We start from the raw sequence: 16,462 nt of genomic DNA, 5'->3' as shown, positions 1-16,462 counted from the left end.
CCGCTAGCGGCCGGAGGGAATGGCCGCCGGTGTGCAGATAGCGCTTACGAGACGTGTGGGTATGCAAGTTTCATGGTCAGCGGCCGACTCGCGCGTTCGTCATCACGCCCCAAACGCTGAACACGATGAAGCTGATGGCGATGGTCATCAGCAGGTTGGCCCCGGCTTGGGCGAGGGCGGCGCTGCTGACGGCAGCGGTGATGAACATGATGCTGTTGCCGGCCGAGGCGGCGGTGCCGGCGCTGCTGGAGAACAGCAACATAGCGGCGGAAATCGCGGCGGGGCGAACCAGAGTTACGGCCAGGGCGCTGATCAGCATCGGGATCAGCAGGGTGATGGTGGTGATAGCCCCTAGACCGACGATCAGCATCAGAAGCACGCCTGCGATAAGCAGCAATCCAAGGCCGATGTTGATTTGCCGGGACAGCGAAATGCGTTTTTGAAGATACGACGCCGCCAAGCCACCGAGCAGATAGGCCACGCCATACACCATGAGTACCAGTGCGTACTGGTATTCGGAGAGTTTCAACGAGTCCATGAAAATCAACGGTGTCACGCTGATCAAGGCGAAGTAGCAGGCGAATACCAACGCGGCGATCCACCAGTAACGCAGGAAGTCGCGATTGGTCGCGACATCTTTCAGCGTGCCGATGATCGACACCGGCGTGCGGTGCGGGCTGGCGGACTTGGAGGGCAGTATGCAGAACGCATGGATCAACATGCCCAATGCCATCAGTGCGAATCCATAGAAACTACCTTGCCAGTCGAAGGTGGTTTGCAACCAGGAGCCGATCAGCGGTGACAAAGCGACGAACGAGCCGCTCAGGGTCATGTAGTAGAGGCGCACACGGGCTCTATCCTGTTCTTCGAACAGGTCTTCCACTAACGCGTGGCCCAGTACGAAGAAGCCGCAACCCATGGCCTGGACCGAGCGAAACAGAAGGAAGCTCAGGTAGTCCGTCGATAATGCGCAACCTATCGCACCCAGGATCGACAGCGTGATGCAACCGAGCAAGACTTCCTTGCGGCCCCATTTATCCGACAGCGGGCCGGCGACCAGTTGGGAAATCGAAAAAACCAGCGTGAACAGGCTGATGGATAGCGCGACATCTGCGCTGGGCATGTCGAATCGTGCGGCGAGGGCCGGGAATGAGGGCAGCAGGATATTGATCGGGAAAAAGCTGATCAGCGAAATGCAGGTGATGAGGATGAAGCGCGAGAGATGTTGGCGTTTTACGTCGCCGTGGGGCGGCGAATAAGAGGAATCAGACATTGTTGTTATTTTCCGGAGTAAAACCAGAAACCGATACTAGTCTGCGAAAAATGGAATTCAATCAAAACCGTTGCGCGAAGCTATATGGACTTGTGTGGGAGCCGGGCTTGCCCGCGATGCAAGCACCTCGGTATGTCAGATACCCTGCGGTGATGCTATCGCAGGCAAGCCAGCTCCCACATTTGGTCCGCGATGTTACTTAGCTATTCGGCAACAACCGGCACGTAATGCTCTTGATATACCGAGTCTCGGCAATCGCCGGGTGCACCGGGTGATCCGGGCCCTGGCCGCCGCGTTCGAGCATCTGGATATTGCGGTCCAGGTGACGGGCGCTGGTCAGCAGGATGTTTTGCAGGTCGTCTTCCGGCAGGTGCATCGAGCAGGATGCGCTGACCAGGATGCCGTCCTTGCTGAGCAGGCGCATGGCTTGCTCGTTCAGGCGGCGGTAGGCGCCTTCGCCGTTCTTCATGTCTTTCTTGCGTTTGATGAAGGCAGGTGGGTCGGCCACGATCACGTCGAAACGCTCTTCGCTGGCTTTCAGCTCTTTGAGGGCTTCGAACACGTCGCCTTCGATGCAGGTCATCTTCTCGGCAACGCCGTTCAGTGCCGCGTTGCGCTCAACACCGTCGAGGGCGAAGGCCGAAGCGTCGACGCAGAACACTTCACTGGCGCCGAAGGCGGCCGCTTGCACGCCCCAGCCGCCGATGTAGCTGTACAGGTCCAGCACGCGTTTGCCTTTGGCATACGGGGCCAGGCGGGCGCGGTTCATGCGGTGGTCGTAGAACCAGCCGGTCTTCTGGCCCTGGATTACCGGGGCTTCGAATTTCACGCCGTTCTCTTCCAGCGCGACCCATTCCGGCACCAGGCCGAACACGGTTTCAACGTAGCGGTTGAGGCCTTCGGCGTCGCGCGCGGCGGAGTCGTTCTTGAACAGGATGCCGCTTGGCTTGAGCACTTGGGTCAGGGCGGCGATCACGTCTTCTTTGTGGGCTTCCATGGTCGCCGAAGCGATCTGGACGACCAGGATGTCGCCGAAACGGTCGACCACCAGGCCTGGCAACAAGTCGGAGTCGCCATACACCAGGCGGTAGAACGGCTTGTCGAACAGGCGGTCACGCAGCGACAGCGCGACGTTGATGCGGTGCACCAGCAGCGACTTGTCCAATGGCAACTTGATGTCGCGCGACAGCAGGCGTGCGCAGATCAGGTTGTTCGGGCTCATGGCCACGATGCCCAGGGTCTTGCCGCCGGCCGCTTCCAGGATAGCCTGGTCGCCTGCCTGGAAGCCGTGAAGTGGGGTGGCGGCCACGTCGATTTCGTTGCTGTAGACCCACAGGTGGCCGTTGCGCAAACGACGATCGGCGTTGGCTTTGAGACGCAGGCTTGGCAGGGACATGACGTCGCTCCGGAAAAAAGAGCGGGAGTATACCGTGTTGTGCATGCATTCGCGGCGCCGCCGGACATGTGGGAGCGGGCTTGCTCGCGAAAGCGGTGGATCAGCCCCTGTATTGGGTGACTGACATCGGGCTTTCGCGAACAGGCCCGCTCCCACATTTGATCCGGTTTCAGTTCGGCATTTGGGTGTCGGTCAAGTCTTCATAAGGGTTAGAATCCCCGCCTAGCCCAGAGTGTGTACTTATGTCCCAAGAGCTTTCCGCCGAGCAGATCCAACAGGCCCTGCAAGGCATCAGCGTGCCGCCTCAACCGCAAATCATGGTGGATTTGCAGATGGAGCAGTACATGCCCGACCCGGACCTGGAAGTGATCGCGCGGTTGATCTCCCAGGACCCTGGCCTGTCCGGCGCATTGCTGAAGATCGTCAACTCGCCGTATTACGGCCTGAGCAACAAGATTGCCTCGATCCAGCGCGCGGTGAATCTGCTGGGCAGCCGTTCGATCATCAACTTGATCAACGCGCAGTCGATCAAAGGCGAGATGAGCGACGACACCATTGTCACTCTCAACCGCTTCTGGGACACCGCCCAGGATGTGGCCATGACCTGCCTGACCCTGGCCAAGCGCACCGGCTCGCAGGCGGTGGACGAGGCTTATGCCCTGGGGCTGTTCCACGATTGCGGCGTGCCGTTGATGCTCAAGCGGTTCCCCAATTACATGACGGTACTGGAGCAGGCCTACGCCAATGCCGGGCCCGATTGCCGCGTGGTCGACACCGAGAACAACGCGTTCAACACCAACCATGCCGTGGTCGGTTACTACACCGCCAAATCCTGGCGTCTGCCGGAGCATGTGACCGACGCGATTGCCAACCACCACAACGCGTTGGCGATTTTCAGCGATGAGTCCTCGCGCACGCCGCAACTTAAAAACCTGCTGGCCATCTTGAAAATGGCTGAGCACATCTGTTCGTCCTATCGCGTGCTGGGTAACCAGGCCGTGGACCATGAATGGAATGCCATCGGCCATCTGGTGCTGGATTACGTGGGCCTGTCGGACTACGACTTCGAAAGCATGAAGTTGTCGATCCGCGAACTGGGCGCGCACTGACCCTTTTTTTACGAGGTACACATGCCCGAGTTACCAGAAGTCGAAACCACCCGGCGCGGGATTGCGCCGCACCTGGAAGGCCAACGCGTCAGCCGTGTGGTGGTGCGTGAGCGGCGCTTGCGCTGGCCGATCCCGGAAGACCTGGATGTGCGCCTGTCCGGGCAGCGCATCGTGCTGGTGGAGCGGCGGGCCAAGTACCTGTTGATCAATGCCGAAGTGGGCACCTTGATCAGCCACTTGGGCATGTCGGGCAACCTGCGGCTGGTGGAAGCCGGTTCACCCGCGCTCAAGCATGAGCATGTGGACATCGAGCTGGAGTCGGGAATGGCGCTGCGCTACACCGACCCGCGGCGCTTCGGCGCAATGCTCTGGAGCCAGGACCCGCACAACCACGAATTGCTGATTCGCCTGGGGCCGGAGCCGTTGACTGACCTGTTTGACGGCGAGCGGCTGTTCCAGCTGTCCCGCGGCAAGTCGATGGCGGTGAAGCCGTTCATCATGGACAACGCGGTGGTGGTGGGCGTGGGCAATATCTATGCGACCGAAGCGCTGTTTGCCGCCGGGATTGACCCGCGCAGGGCTGCCGGTGGCATTTCTCGCGGGCGTTACTTGAAGCTGGCGATTGAGATCAAGCGTGTGCTGGCCGCCGCCATCGAGCGTGGCGGCACCACATTGCGGGACTTTATCGGCGGTGACGGGCAGCCGGGGTATTTTCAGCAGGAACTGTTCGTCTACGGCCGGGGCGGCGAGGCGTGCAAGGTCTGCGGCAGCGAATTGCGCAATGTGGTGTTGGGGCAGCGGGCGAGTGTGTTTTGCCCTAAATGCCAGAGCTGAGTGTTGGGTGAGGGCTGATGTCGCCATCGCAGGCAAGCCCGCTCCCACATTCGACCGCATTTTGATGTGGGTACTCGGTCAACGGTGGGAGCGGGCGTGCTCGCAAAGAGGCCCTTGCAGGCACTGAAGAACCTCAGGCCTTACCGGTAATCAACCGATATTTCTCCATCAACTGTTCTTCAGTCTCAGGGTGTGCCTCGTCCAGCGGAATGCAATCCACCGGGCACACTTGCTGGCACTGAGGCTCGTCGTAGTGGCCGACGCATTGGGTGCACAGGTTGGGGTCGATCACGTAGATCTCTTCACCCTGGGAAATCGCAGCGTTCGGGCACTCAGGTTCGCAGACGTCGCAGTTGATGCAATCGTCGGTGATGATCAGGGACATGGAAACTCCTGCCAGGGCTGTCAGCCAGGGCATCTGAAAACGAATGCGCGCAATTGTGCCGCATTGGCGCCCGCAGTGCGAGCTGTGGCGATCGCTGGGCTTGTTGTGGGGAGCGCCGTGGTGGTTGTGGCGAGCAGGCTTGCCTTGCGTTGCGCTGCGAAGCGGCGCTAAAAACAGGCGGCGGTGTTTTGGCTGGAACTACGCGGTGGCTTCATTGGGCTGCTTCGCAGCCCAATGCGGGGCAAGCCCGCTCGCCGCAGCAAGCCCGCTGCCACAATAAGCCTGCTCAGTGCAGGCAAATCAGGCTCAGCATGGACAAGTCAGGCTTGGCACAGGCAAGCCCGCTCATCAGAAAATTACTTCTTGAAGCGCAGTGTCAGCGCATCCGCCACAGCCGGGTGCACGAACTTGGTGATATCTCCGCCCAAAGCGGCGATTTCACGGACCAACGTCGAGGAAATGAACGAATAACGCTCCGACGGCGTGAGGAACAGGCTTTCGACGTCCGGCGCCAGTTGGCGGTTCATGTTGGCCAGCTGGAATTCGTACTCGAAGTCGGACACCGCGCGCAGGCCACGCAGGAACACATTGGCGTTCTGCTCCTTGGCGAAGTGTGCCAGCAGCGTCGAAAAACCCACCACTTCCACGTTAGGCAGGTGTTTGGTGACCTCACGCGCCAGTTCCACGCGCTGTTCCAGGGGAAACAGCGGGTTTTTCTTGGGGCTGGCAGCGACCGCGATGATCACATGGTCGAACAGGCGAGAGGCGCGTTCGACCAGATCGCCATGGCCTTTGGTAATCGGGTCGAAGGTACCTGGGTACAACACTCGGTTCATCGCGTCGTCCTGGCGGAGTCCGTTGGGGAACCGGATGGTATCGCAGCCATCCCGGTCGGCCAAGTCAACTTATGCAGAAGAAAGCACTATAGACACCGCGAATAACCTGTTTTTTCACGCTGTTTTCAGACGTTCGGCCAACGCAGTCGCCAGTTGCGCGGTTAATCCATACACCGACAATTGCGGGTTAGCCCCAATGCTGGTGGGGAACAACGAGCCGTCGTGGATCGACAGGTTGCGCAACTGGTGATGGCGACCGAGGCTGTCAGCCACTGCGTTTTTCGGGTCTTCGCCCATGGCGCAACCGCCCATCACGTGGGCGCTGCCCAGGGTGGTCCGATGCAGTTCCAGGCTCAGGCCGTCGATCAGGCTGCGTGCCTCGGCCAGGGTGCTGACGTAACGCGCGTCGTGATGCAATGGCTTGACCGACTTGGCGCCCGCCGCGAACTGGATCTCGGCCATGCTGTGGAAGGCTCGGCGCAGGCCGTCCCAGGCGTAGGGCGATACTGGGTAATCGAGAACCGGCGTACCGTCGCCGCGTAATTCCACCGTGCCGCCAGGGCTGTCGGGATGAAAACCATCACGTAAAAGGGCAAGCATGGCGTGGGTATGTGGCAACTGGCTCATATCCAGCGCGTTGCCGGTGCCGTAACCGCCGAATAGCGTGCTGGCCAATCCTGGGTGCAAGGGCGGTGCCTCCAGCTTGTAGGACATTTTGCCGGTGGTGCCGTCCACCCACTGAAAATGATCGGAATAAATTGACTGCGGCGCGCCGTAGAACGGGTTGATCACCTCGTCGAACTGCGCGGCAGAAAAATTCACCAGGTGCAGAAACGTGCGCTTGCCCACGCGCGAGTGCGGGTCGGGCGCGTCCGAGCGCATCAGCAGCGCCGGGCTGTTGATGCCGCCGCCCGACAGCACGTAATGCCTGGCCTTGACCGTTATCTTGCGACCCGTGGGCGCGACGCAGCGCGCGTCCATCGCCACGCATTCCAGGCTGCTGATGGTGTCGCCGCTGTAGTTCAAGCGTTCGGCGCGGGCCAGGTACAGCAGCTCGCCGCCGTTCTCCAGCGTGGACGGGATGGTGGTCACCAGCATCGATTGCTTGGCGTTGACCGGGCAGCCCATGCCGCAATAGCCCAGGTTGAAGCAGCCGCGCACGTTGCGCGGGATCACGTGCCAGCTGTAACCGAGCTTTTCGCAGCCTTTGCGGATTACATCGTTATTGGCATTCGGTGGAATCGCCCATGGCGCGATGCCCAGGCGCTGTTCCATTTTTTCGAACCACGGCGCCATCTCGGCGCTGCTGTGGCCTTTCACCGCGTACTCACTGGCCCAGTGGGAAAGCGTGGCGTCGGGCGTGCGAAAACTCGACGTCCAGTTGATCAATGTGGTGCCGCCCACCGCCCGGCCCTGCAGGATGGTGATCGCGCCGTCCTTGCTCATGCGGCCAATGCCTTCCTGGTACAGGCTGGCGTAGGCCTCGTCTTCGAGCAGCTTGAAGTCGCTGCTGGTCTTGAGCGGGCCCTCTTCGATCAGCAGCACCTTGTAGCCCGCGGCGCTGAGGATTTCGGCGGTGGTGCCACCGCCGGCACCACTGCCGATGATCACCACATCGGCTTCCAGCGTCAGGTCGCTGTCGAGTGCGGCGCCATTGTGGGTTTTCCAGCCGCGGGCCAGGCCGTCGCGGAACAGATCGGGTACGGGCATAGGTGTGCACTCTTATTTTTCTGTACGAAGTTGCGACCAGTGTGGGAGCTGGCTTGCCGGCGATAGCGGTTTGCCTGCCGATCAATTCACCGCGGATACACCGCCATCGCAGGCCTGCCAGCTCCCACATTTCCTAATCGGGTTGTCAGGTCTAGATCTTCGGCGGGCCGGGGTAGCCGCAATGGGCCCAGGATTGCGGGCGGAAGTACCACGCCATGATCACCAGCTTGAGCAGTGAGCCCTGGCCCATGCGCAGCAGGTTCAGGTAGCTGTTTTCCCAGCGGTGCAGGAAGTTGCGGATCTGCTCACCGCTGGCATTTTCCCAACTGCCCCAGATCCCCGTCAGCGGGCCGCGGGTGATGCCCATGCCCAGCACGTCGAACAGTTGCTGGGTAAGCTTGAACATCTCCGGCGACAGGTGCTGCAGGCTGTAGTCGAGTTTTTTCAGCGTGTCTTCAATCCCGGCGACCACGTCCTGGGCGCTGGCCGCGCCTTCGAGCAGCACCGGGATCACCGCGCGCAAGAACGGCAAGTCGCTGCTGCGCAGCATGGCAAAGCCGCTGGCCGGGGTGCTGCTGGAACACCCGCTGAGGCTGGCGCCCAGCCCGGCAGTGGCCAGGAACGCGCTGGCACACAGGCCAATTTTCAAGACGCCGCGCCGCGACAGCGCAGGTGTTTCAGTCAGGCTAGGGTTCATTGTTATTGTTGTCCCGAGAGTGGCGGAATCAGCGAATAAACAACTTCTGAATCAACTTCTGAATCGACTTGCCATAGGGCGGGTAGATCAATTTCGCCGCGTTGAGGCGCTGCTTCACCAGCACGCCCTTGGCCTTGCTGAACGTAAGGAACCCTTCGTGGCCGTGGTAGTGGCCCATGCCGGAAGGTCCGATGCCGCCGAAGGGCATGTCGTCCTGGGCCACATGCAGCAGGGTGTCGTTCAGGCACACGCCGCCGGAGTGGGTTTCATGCAGTACGCGGTTCTGCTCGCCCTTGTTGTAGCCGAAGTAATACAGGGCCAACGGGCGAGGGCGTTGGTTGATGTAGGCAAACGCCTGGTCGATGCCGCGATACGGCACGATCGGCAGCACCGGGCCGAAGATTTCGTCCTGCATCACGGTCATTTCATCGCTGACATTCAGCAACAGGCTGTGGGACATACGCCGTGCCTGGCCTTGGTCGTACAAGGCGATCAGGGTGGCGCCTTTGTCGGTGGCGTCTTTGACGTAGGCATTCAGCCTGGCCTGTTGCCGATCATTGATGATGGCGGTGTAGTCCGGGTTGTCGGTCAGGGTTGGGTAAAACCCGCGAACTGCCTTGCTGTATGCCTCGACGAACCCCTCGACACGGTCTTCGGGCACCAGCACGTAGTCCGGCGCCACGCAGGTTTGCCCGGCATTCAGGCATTTGCCGAAGGCGATGCGCTCGGCGGCGTCCTTGAGCGGCACATCGGCGGAGACTATTGCCGGCGACTTGCCGCCCAGCTCCAGCGTCACCGGGGTCAGGTGTTCAGCTGCAGCACGCATCACGTGCTTGCCGATGCTGGTGGCGCCGGTGAACAGCAGGTGATCGAAGCGCAATTTGGAAAACGCCATGCCCACTTCGGCTTCGCCCAGCACCACGCACACCAGGTCTTCGGGGAAAATTTTCGCCAGCAGCGCCTTGAGCAGCTCACCCGTAGCGGGCGTGGATTCGCTGAGCTTGAGCATCACCCGGTTACCGGCCGCCAACGCGCCGACCAATGGGCCGATGGCCAAATACAACGGGTAGTTCCACGGCACGATCACGCCGACCACGCCCAGTGGTTGATAGATGACCTTGGCAGATGCCGGTTGGAAGGCGATGCCTACAGCGCGGCGGGAAGGTTTCATCCAGCCTTTGAGGTGTTTGCTGGCGTAGTGAATGCCATGCAGGCTCGGCATCAATTCGGCGAACAGGGTTTCGTCTGCGCTGCGGTGGCTGAAGTCCTGGCTGATCGCGTCGATCAGGGCCTGGCGTTCGTCGCTGAGTACATCGCGCAATGCCTTGAGCCATTGTTGGCGCTGCGCCGCCGGTGGCATCGGGTTGGCGGCATAGGCACGGCGCTGGGCGTCGAACAGGTCCTGGAGCTGATCCAGCGCCTGGGAATCTTGCAGGTAGGCAACGTTGGCAGACATGGCGCAGTTCCCGATTGTTATAGGTCTGCCTGGATTTTTAGAGTCATTGCTCTAAATTGTCAAATGTCATTGCAGCAACATGCGGATTTATCCAGACAAGGATAGGCCGTAAGATGCCCCATCACGTGTTCAGAAGCTGATCCCCTATGGCACCACGAGTAAAGACCAGCGAGCGCATCGTGCAAACCAGCCTGGAGCTTTTTAACCAGCAGGGCGAGCGCAGCGTCAGCACCAATCACATTGCCGCCCACATGGAAATTTCCCCGGGCAACCTGTACTACCACTTCCCCAACAAGCAGGCGATCATCGCCGTGCTGTTTCGCGAATACGAAGTCCTAGTGGACAGTTTCCTGCGCCCGCCCCAGGGCCGCGCCGTCACCGTCGAAGACAAGCGTTTTTACCTGCAGGCCGTGCTGGCTGGCATGTGGCGCTACCGCTTCCTGCACCGCGACCTGGAACACCTGCTGGAAAGCGACCCGGAACTGGCCACCGGCTACCGGCGCTTTTCCCAGCGTTGCCTGATCCAGGGCGGCGCCATCTATCAAGGGTTTGTCGATGCCGGCATCCTCAATATGGACCCGGTGCAAACCGAGGCGCTGACCCTCAATGCCTGGATCATCCTCACCTCGTGGGTGCGATTTCTGTGCACCACCAATGAAAATTCCGCCCACTTGAGCGCCGAGGCGATCAAGCGTGGGGTGTACCAGGTGCTGGTGCTGGAGGCGGGGTTTGTCACGCCCCAGGCCAAAGAGGCGGTAGACGCCTTGTTCAAAGAGTTTTATGTGCCGTTGAACCAGGCACTGGAAGAAGTGAAGTAGGACCTTTCCCGAATCTGTTCACAGGAGTCCGTCATGCCGCTTGCCCAACTGATCAGCCCCCAGCAACTCGCCGAGCGCCAGAAGGCGGCCGGGCTGGTGATCCTGGATTGCCGCTTTGCCCTGGAAGACCCGGACTACGGGCTTTGCAGCTACGCCGAAGGGCATATCGAAGGTGCGCAATATGCCGACCTGGAGCGCCACCTCAGCGGTGCGGTGACAAAGGGCGTGACCGGGCGTCATCCGTTGCCGGCGGCGGACACCTTGGCCGCGCAACTGCGGGCCTGGGGCATCAATGCCGACACGGACATCGTGCTGTATGACGACGGCCCCGGCGCTTATGCCGCCCGAGCGTGGTGGCTGCTGGCCTGGCTGGGCAAACGCGACGGCGTGTTTATTCTGGACGCAGGCCTCAAGGCCTGGCACTCGGCCGGCTTCCCGCTGAGCCTGGACGCGCCCGTGGTTGAGCCGGGGACGTTTGCCGGCACCCCGGACAATCACCTCGTGCTGGACGCCGAGCACCTGCAAAAACGCTTGGGCGAACCGGGCATGACCTTGATCGATGCCCGCGCCCAAGCGCGTTTTCGCGGCGACGTGGAGCCTATCGACCCGATTGCCGGGCACATTCCTGGCGCCCAATGTGCGGCGTTCAACGAAAACCTGGGCAGTGACGGTCGCTTCCTGCCAGCTGAGCAGCTCAAGCAGCGTTTCGCTGCGCAGTTGAAGGGCCGCTCGCCGGAAGAGTTGGTGGCGTATTGCGGTTCTGGCGTGACGGCGTGTCACAACCTGTTTGCGCTGAGTTTGGCGGGTTACCCGTTGGGCAAGCTGTATGCGGGGTCGTGGAGCGAGTGGATTACCGACCCGGCGCGGGAAGTTGCTACCGGCGACTAAATTCCCAGTCTGAAATCCGATCACGTGTGGCAGCTGGCTTGCCTGCGACAGCGGTGTGTCAGTGTTTAATCAGCCAACTGACACGACCTCATCGCCGGCAAGCCAGCGCCCACATTTTTAGCCGTGTTGAGCCAGTAGCCACTGTGGAATGCGACGCTCCAGGTAATAAGTGGGGCGCTTCAGCGACCCATCAACAAACCCCACATGCCCACCCTTGGCCAACAACTCGAACTCGGTGCAAGCCGACAGTTCACTGGCCTCGGGCAAGCTGTGGGCGAACACGAATGGGTCATCGGCCGCCTGGATAATCAGCGTCGGCGTGCGAATATCGCCCAGGTAATAGCGACTCGACGCGCGGCGGTAATAGTCCTCGGCGCTGAGAAAGCCATGCAGCGGCGCGGTCACCCGCCCGTCGAAGTCCCAGAACGTACGCATCTTCTCCAGCGAGCCGAGTGCCTCGAGGGTTTTCAGCCCGTCAGCTTGGCCATCCTGTAAAAAACGACGTTGCTTGACGCGGATATACGCCAGCATCTCGCGCATAAAGTGCTTCTGATACACCCGCGAAAACCCCAGCCCGATGCGATCCGCACACTGGTCCAGGCGAAACGGCACCGACACCGCGGCCGCGCCATGCAGCCCCGAGGCTTGGCCGGTTTCACCCAAGTGCTTGAGCAGCACGTTGCCGCCCAGCGAATAACCCACGGCATACAGCGGCGCCAACGGTCGCTTGGCGCGCAGATGCGCAATCGCTGCTGCCAGGTCTTCGCTGGCGCCCGAATGGTAACTGCGCGCCAGCAGGTTGGGCTCACCCGAACACCCGCGCCAGTTCAGCGCGGCGCTCGCCCAGCCTTGGGCGGCGAGGACTTTTTGCAAGCCGGCCACGTAGGGCGAATTGGACGAGCCGGTCAGCCCATGCAGCACCAGCACCAATGGCGCTTGCGCGTCATGGGGGCCGTGCCAGTCAAGGTCAAGGAAGTCGCCGTCGTCCAGCCACAAGCGTTCGCGTTGGCGTTCAATATGCGTGGTAGGACGCCACAACGGCCCCCACAGCGTTTGCAGGTGCGGGTTGCCGAGGCCGAAAGCGGGTTTGAACAGGTCGACGGAAGGGGTCATGGACATCTCTGTAGCGAGCGGACTCGTTGTGGCGAGCGAGGCTTCATGTGGCGAGCAGGCCTGCCCTGCGTTGGACTGCGCAGCGGCCCTGGCTCAGTCACCGCGGTCGGGCAGAGTGAACGCGGTGACTCTTTTGGGACCGCCTCGCGGCCCAACGCGGGGCAACAAGCCCCGCTTGCCACACATCAGACGGCGCTTTCTACCAGGCGATGCCACAGCGCGTAATACACCCGGCCGGACTTCTGCTCGCGGTGCAGGCGCCAGGCGCCCGGCAGGCCGAGGGTAGACGGCGCGGTTTCACTTTCAGTGTAAATCCACGCATCTGCCGCCAGCCACTGACGCTCTTCCAGCAGCGCACACACGGTCGGCAACAGGTTCTGATTGAACGGCGGGTCGAGAAACACCACGTCGTATTCAGTCGCCGCCTGGGTTTCCAGGTAGCGCAGCGCGTCGGCGGTCTGGACCTGGCCGGTGGTGCAGCGCAAAGTGCCCAGGTGCTCCTTGAGGCTGGACACCGCCACATTGCTGGCATCCAGCGCCTGGGCCTGGGCCGCGCCACGGGACAGCGCCTCCAGGAACAGCGCGCCGCTGCCGGCGAACGGGTCCAGCACTTTGGCCCCGCCGATGTACGGCGCAAGCCAGTTGAACAGGGTTTCACGCACGCGATCCGGCGTCGGGCGCAGGCCTACGACGTCGGGGAAGCTCAGCTTGCGGCTGCCCCATTCACCGCCAATGATGCGCAGTTGGCCCACACCGTTATGCACGTTGTGGACGGGTTTTTTCGGGCGAGATGAACTGGCCATTAATGCTCCGGAACCCCGAGCGGCTGCTCGGCAGGTTTATCAGTGGGGGGCGGTAGTGGCTTTTGCGCAATCGTCGGGCCGGCGGTCACGATGACCATCTTGTCGGCGCTCAAGTGTTTATTCATTGCAGCCTTGACCTGCTCTACGGTCAGGGCCTGGGATTGTTTCATGAAATCCTCAAGATAGCTCAGCGGCAGGTTGTAGAAACCCATGGCGCCCAGCTGCCCGACGATATCGGCGTTGCTCGCGGTGGACAGCGGGAAGCTGCCGGCCAGCTCACGCTTGGCGTCGTCCAGTTCCTTTTGCGTCGGGCCGGTCTTGAGGTAGTCGGCCAGCACGTCTTCGACCAGGCGCAGGGTGCCGCCGCTCATTTCGGCGCGGGTCTGCAGGTTGATCATGAACGGGCCGCGTGCCTGCATCGGCGAGAAGCCGGAGTACACGCCGTAGGTCAGGCCGCGTTTTTCACGCACTTCACTCATCAAGCGGGTGCCGAAACCACCGCCGCCCAGGATCTGGTTGCCCAGCGACAAGGCCGCGTAGTCCGGGTCGGCGCGGTCGATGCCCAATTGTGCGAACAGCAGGTGCGTCTGCTTGGACGGGAATTCGATATGGCTCAAGCCGGCTTGCGGCTCGGTCGGTTGGGCGATCTTCGCCAGGGCCGGGCCTTTAGGCAGCGACGCGGAGACCTTGGCCGTCATGGCTTCGGCCTCGGCACGGGTCAGGTCGCCGACCACTGCAATCACCGCATTGCCCGCGGCATACGCCTTGGCGTGGAACGCCTGCAGTTGCGCGAGGTTAATCTTCGCAATGCTGTCGGGCGTGCCTTCGCTCGGGTGGGCGTAAGGATGGTCACCGTACAGGCGCTTGAACAGCTCAAGGCTGGCCAGCTTGGCCGGGTTCTGCTTCTGGTATTCAAAGCCTGCGAGGATCTGGTTTTTGATCCGCGCCAGGGAATCGGCAGGGAAGGTCGGCTTGCCGATCACGTCGTCGAACAGTGCCAGGGCCGCGTCGCGCTTGTCGCTGTCGCTCAGGCTGCGCAGCGAAACCAGCGCCATGTCGCGGTAAGCACCATTGCCGAAATCGGCGCCCAAGCCTTCAAAACCGCTGGCGATCTGGCTGACATCCTTGCCCGGTACGCCTTCGTTGAGCATCGCATTGGTCAACAGTGCCAGGCCGGGGGTGTCGCCGTCCTGGCTGCTGCCGGCGGCGAACAGGATGCGCATGTCGAACATCGGCAATTCGTGGGCTTCGACAAACAGCACCTTGGCGCCGTCAGCGGTGGTCCAGGTTTGCACGTCGAGCTTGCGGTTGGTCGGCGCCTTGCCGTCCAGTTCCGCCAGCGATTGCAATTTGTTGGCCGATTCAGCTTTATCCAGGGCCTGGCTGGCGACGGATTCGCTTGGGCGCAGGAAGTACACGGCACTGGCGGCGATCAGGGTAACGACGACCAGGCCAGGAAAGATCAGGCGGCTGCTTTTACGATCACTCATGAGCGGTCTCCTCAGGCAAAACATGGGCGACGCTCAAACGCTCGCGGGTGAAATAAGTGCGTGCGGCTTTCTGGATATCTTCCGGCGTCACGCTTTGCAGGTCGGCCAGTTCGGTGTCCATCAGTTTCCAGGACAGGCCGACGGTTTCCAGGGAGCCGATAGCCGTTGCCTGGCTGGTGATGGAGTCACGTTGATAGACCACGCCGGCAATCACTTGAGCGCGGATACGCTCCAGTTCTTCGGTGGTCGGCGGCTTGGCTTTCAGCTCATCCAGCAGGCGCCACAGGCCGGCTTCGGCTTGGGCAACGGTCTTTTTCTTCTGCTGGTTCGGCGTGGCCGTCAGGGTGAACAGACTGTCACCCCGGGTGTAGGCGTCGTAGCTGGTCGAGGCGGCAGATACCAGCTCTTCACCGCGCTCCAGTTGCTCCGAGATACGCGCGCTATAGCCGCCGTCGAGCAGCGCCGAGAGCAGACGCAGGGCTTGTACCGAGCGCTTGTCTTCGGCGGTGGCCAGGCCCGGCACGTTGAAGCCCAGGATCACGCTCGGCAGTTGGGTCTGCACGTGCATCGTCAGCAGGCGTTCGCCGGGTTCGGCGAGTTCCAGCGGGATTTTCGCGGGCGGCACATCACGCTTGGGGATAGGGCCGAAATAACGCTGGGCAAGGTTCTTGACCTCATCCGGGGTCACATCACCGACCACTACCAGCGTGGCGTTGTTCGGCACATACCAGGACTGATACCAGTGACGCAGCTCTTCGACTTTCATGCGCTCAAGGTCGGCCATCCAGCCGATGGTCGGCGTGTGGTAGCCGCTGGCCGGGTAGGCCATGGCCTTGAAGCGCTCGTAGGCCTTGGACATCGGGTTATCGTCGGTGCGCAGGCGGCGCTCTTCCTTGATCACCTCGATCTCGCGGCTGAACTCGTCGGCCGGCAGGCGCAGGCTGGCCATGCGGTCGGCTTCCAACTCGAACGCGACGCCCAGGCGGTCACGGGCCAGCACTTGGTAGTAGGCGGTGTAGTCGTCGCTGGTGAAGGCGTTTTCTTCGGCGCCCAGGTCGCGCAGGATCAGCGAGGCTTCGCCGGGGCCGACCTTGGCGCTGCCCTTGAACATCATGTGTTCCAGGGCGTGGGACAACCCGGTCTGGCCGGGTGTTTCATAGCTCGAACCAACCTTGTACCAAACCTGTGAAACCACTACCGGCGCGCGATGATCTTCGCGCACGACCACTTTGAGGCCGTTATCCAGGGTGAATTCGTGGGTGGGTTGTGGGTCGGCAGCCAAGGCTGAAAGGGGCAGACAAACTGTGCTGAGCAGCAGGCCTGCAGCGCGGCGGGCTAGAGCATTCATTCGTTTTTAAACCTGTTGGGCTGCCCGCTTGGTCTTAGCGTCGGCGGGCGAGGAGGTGCTAGGATACTGATCCGATTTAGGGACGGCCACTGCGGCGGCCATCTTGTCCCGGATCCAGTCGTAGAAATGTTGGAATAGAGGGTGGTTTTCCCCGATGATCTTCCACTTTTCGCCGATTTTGTCGCTTCAGTCCTTTATTGAAACGATTTGTTGAGGCCTTTATTTACGCCTTGCAGAATGTTGCGCATGAACAAGCGAGCGTTAAAGCAGTCTGTTCTGCATCGAATTTATTTACCGAGGCGCCCT

Annotated in this window: 15 protein-coding genes; 4 read left to right on the top strand and 11 right to left on the bottom strand. The window is 61.4% G+C overall.

The window, feature by feature from the left end; all coding sequences use genetic code 11:
- Window positions 1-76: 76 nt before the first annotated feature.
- Window positions 77-1,273 (bottom strand): MFS transporter, encoded by a 1,197-nt coding sequence (locus C4J83_RS28600; protein WP_124418673.1) that lies wholly within the window; start codon window positions 1,271-1,273, stop codon window positions 77-79.
- A gap of 199 nt (window positions 1,274-1,472) precedes the next feature.
- Entirely contained in the window at window positions 1,473-2,669 is a 1,197-nt protein-coding gene (locus tag C4J83_RS28590; RefSeq protein WP_003213799.1) for a class I SAM-dependent rRNA methyltransferase, read from the bottom strand.
- 296 nt (window positions 2,670-2,965) lie between these two features.
- Here C4J83_RS28590 and C4J83_RS28585 point away from each other — a divergent pair, with 296 nt between their 5' ends.
- On the top strand, window positions 2,966-3,778 hold the full coding sequence (locus C4J83_RS28585) for an HDOD domain-containing protein (protein ID WP_177410058.1): 813 nt from the start codon (window positions 2,966-2,968) through the stop codon (window positions 3,776-3,778).
- Window positions 3,779-3,799: 21 nt separating this feature from the next.
- A complete protein-coding gene (mutM, locus tag C4J83_RS28580) occupies window positions 3,800-4,612 on the top strand; it encodes a bifunctional DNA-formamidopyrimidine glycosylase/DNA-(apurinic or apyrimidinic site) lyase (RefSeq protein ID WP_106575702.1) in 813 nt (270 codons plus the stop codon).
- 133 nt (window positions 4,613-4,745) lie between these two features.
- Here mutM and C4J83_RS28575 read toward each other — a convergent pair whose 3' ends face one another.
- The 5 genes from C4J83_RS28575 to C4J83_RS28555 all read right to left on the bottom strand — a co-directional run bounded on the left by C4J83_RS28575 (window position 4,746) and on the right by C4J83_RS28555 (window position 9,696).
- The gene (locus C4J83_RS28575; protein ID WP_003213796.1) at window positions 4,746-4,997 is read right to left on the bottom strand and encodes a YfhL family 4Fe-4S dicluster ferredoxin; all 252 of its coding nucleotides are present in this window, start codon (window positions 4,995-4,997) and stop codon (window positions 4,746-4,748) included.
- Between the two features lie 356 nt (window positions 4,998-5,353).
- A complete protein-coding gene (gene coaD, locus C4J83_RS28570) occupies window positions 5,354-5,833 on the bottom strand; it encodes a pantetheine-phosphate adenylyltransferase (RefSeq protein WP_003176711.1) in 480 nt (159 codons plus the stop codon).
- 114 nt (window positions 5,834-5,947) lie between these two features.
- On the bottom strand, window positions 5,948-7,543 hold the full coding sequence (locus C4J83_RS28565; RefSeq protein WP_124418671.1) for a GMC family oxidoreductase: 1,596 nt from the start codon (window positions 7,541-7,543) through the stop codon (window positions 5,948-5,950).
- Window positions 7,544-7,694: 151 nt separating this feature from the next.
- The gene (locus C4J83_RS28560) at window positions 7,695-8,240 is read right to left on the bottom strand and encodes a twin-arginine translocation pathway signal protein (protein ID WP_106575699.1); all 546 of its coding nucleotides are present in this window, start codon (window positions 8,238-8,240) and stop codon (window positions 7,695-7,697) included.
- 28 nt (window positions 8,241-8,268) lie between these two features.
- The gene (locus C4J83_RS28555; RefSeq protein ID WP_106575698.1) at window positions 8,269-9,696 is read right to left on the bottom strand and encodes a coniferyl aldehyde dehydrogenase; all 1,428 of its coding nucleotides are present in this window, start codon (window positions 9,694-9,696) and stop codon (window positions 8,269-8,271) included.
- A 146-nt stretch (window positions 9,697-9,842) separates the two neighbouring features.
- On the opposite strand from C4J83_RS28555, the gene C4J83_RS28550 reads away from it, so the two are divergent.
- Window positions 9,843-10,514, top strand: a complete 672-nt coding sequence (locus tag C4J83_RS28550) for a TetR/AcrR family transcriptional regulator (RefSeq protein ID WP_106575697.1) — start codon at window positions 9,843-9,845, stop codon at window positions 10,512-10,514.
- 33 nt (window positions 10,515-10,547) lie between these two features.
- Window positions 10,548-11,402: a sulfurtransferase gene (locus C4J83_RS28545; protein WP_124418670.1), complete on the top strand. Its 855-nt coding sequence runs from the start codon at window positions 10,548-10,550 to the stop codon at window positions 11,400-11,402.
- A 117-nt stretch (window positions 11,403-11,519) separates the two neighbouring features.
- Here the strand turns inward: C4J83_RS28545 and C4J83_RS28540 are convergent, their stop codons facing one another.
- The 4 genes from C4J83_RS28540 to C4J83_RS28525 all read right to left on the bottom strand — a co-directional run bounded on the left by C4J83_RS28540 (window position 11,520) and on the right by C4J83_RS28525 (window position 16,156).
- Window positions 11,520-12,515: a hydrolase gene (locus C4J83_RS28540; protein ID WP_124418669.1), complete on the bottom strand. Its 996-nt coding sequence runs from the start codon at window positions 12,513-12,515 to the stop codon at window positions 11,520-11,522.
- A 185-nt stretch (window positions 12,516-12,700) separates the two neighbouring features.
- On the bottom strand, window positions 12,701-13,318 hold the full coding sequence (gene rsmD, locus C4J83_RS28535; RefSeq protein WP_124418668.1) for a 16S rRNA (guanine(966)-N(2))-methyltransferase RsmD: 618 nt from the start codon (window positions 13,316-13,318) through the stop codon (window positions 12,701-12,703).
- Complete coding sequence (locus tag C4J83_RS28530) at window positions 13,318-14,808, bottom strand: M16 family metallopeptidase (protein WP_124418667.1); 1,491 nt, start codon at window positions 14,806-14,808, stop codon at window positions 13,318-13,320. The genes rsmD and C4J83_RS28530 overlap by 1 nt, the downstream gene beginning before the upstream one ends.
- The gene (locus C4J83_RS28525; RefSeq protein ID WP_124418666.1) at window positions 14,801-16,156 is read right to left on the bottom strand and encodes a M16 family metallopeptidase; all 1,356 of its coding nucleotides are present in this window, start codon (window positions 16,154-16,156) and stop codon (window positions 14,801-14,803) included. Before C4J83_RS28525 ends, C4J83_RS28530 begins: the two co-directional genes overlap by 8 nt.
- Window positions 16,157-16,462: the final 306 nt, after the last annotated feature.

It is taken from the genome of Pseudomonas sp. LBUM920 (genome assembly GCF_003852315.1).
GTDB lineage: Bacteria > Pseudomonadota > Gammaproteobacteria > Pseudomonadales > Pseudomonadaceae > Aquipseudomonas.
Note: the sequence above shows the minus strand (reverse complement) of the source record. Positions and strands in the feature narration are given on the sequence as shown.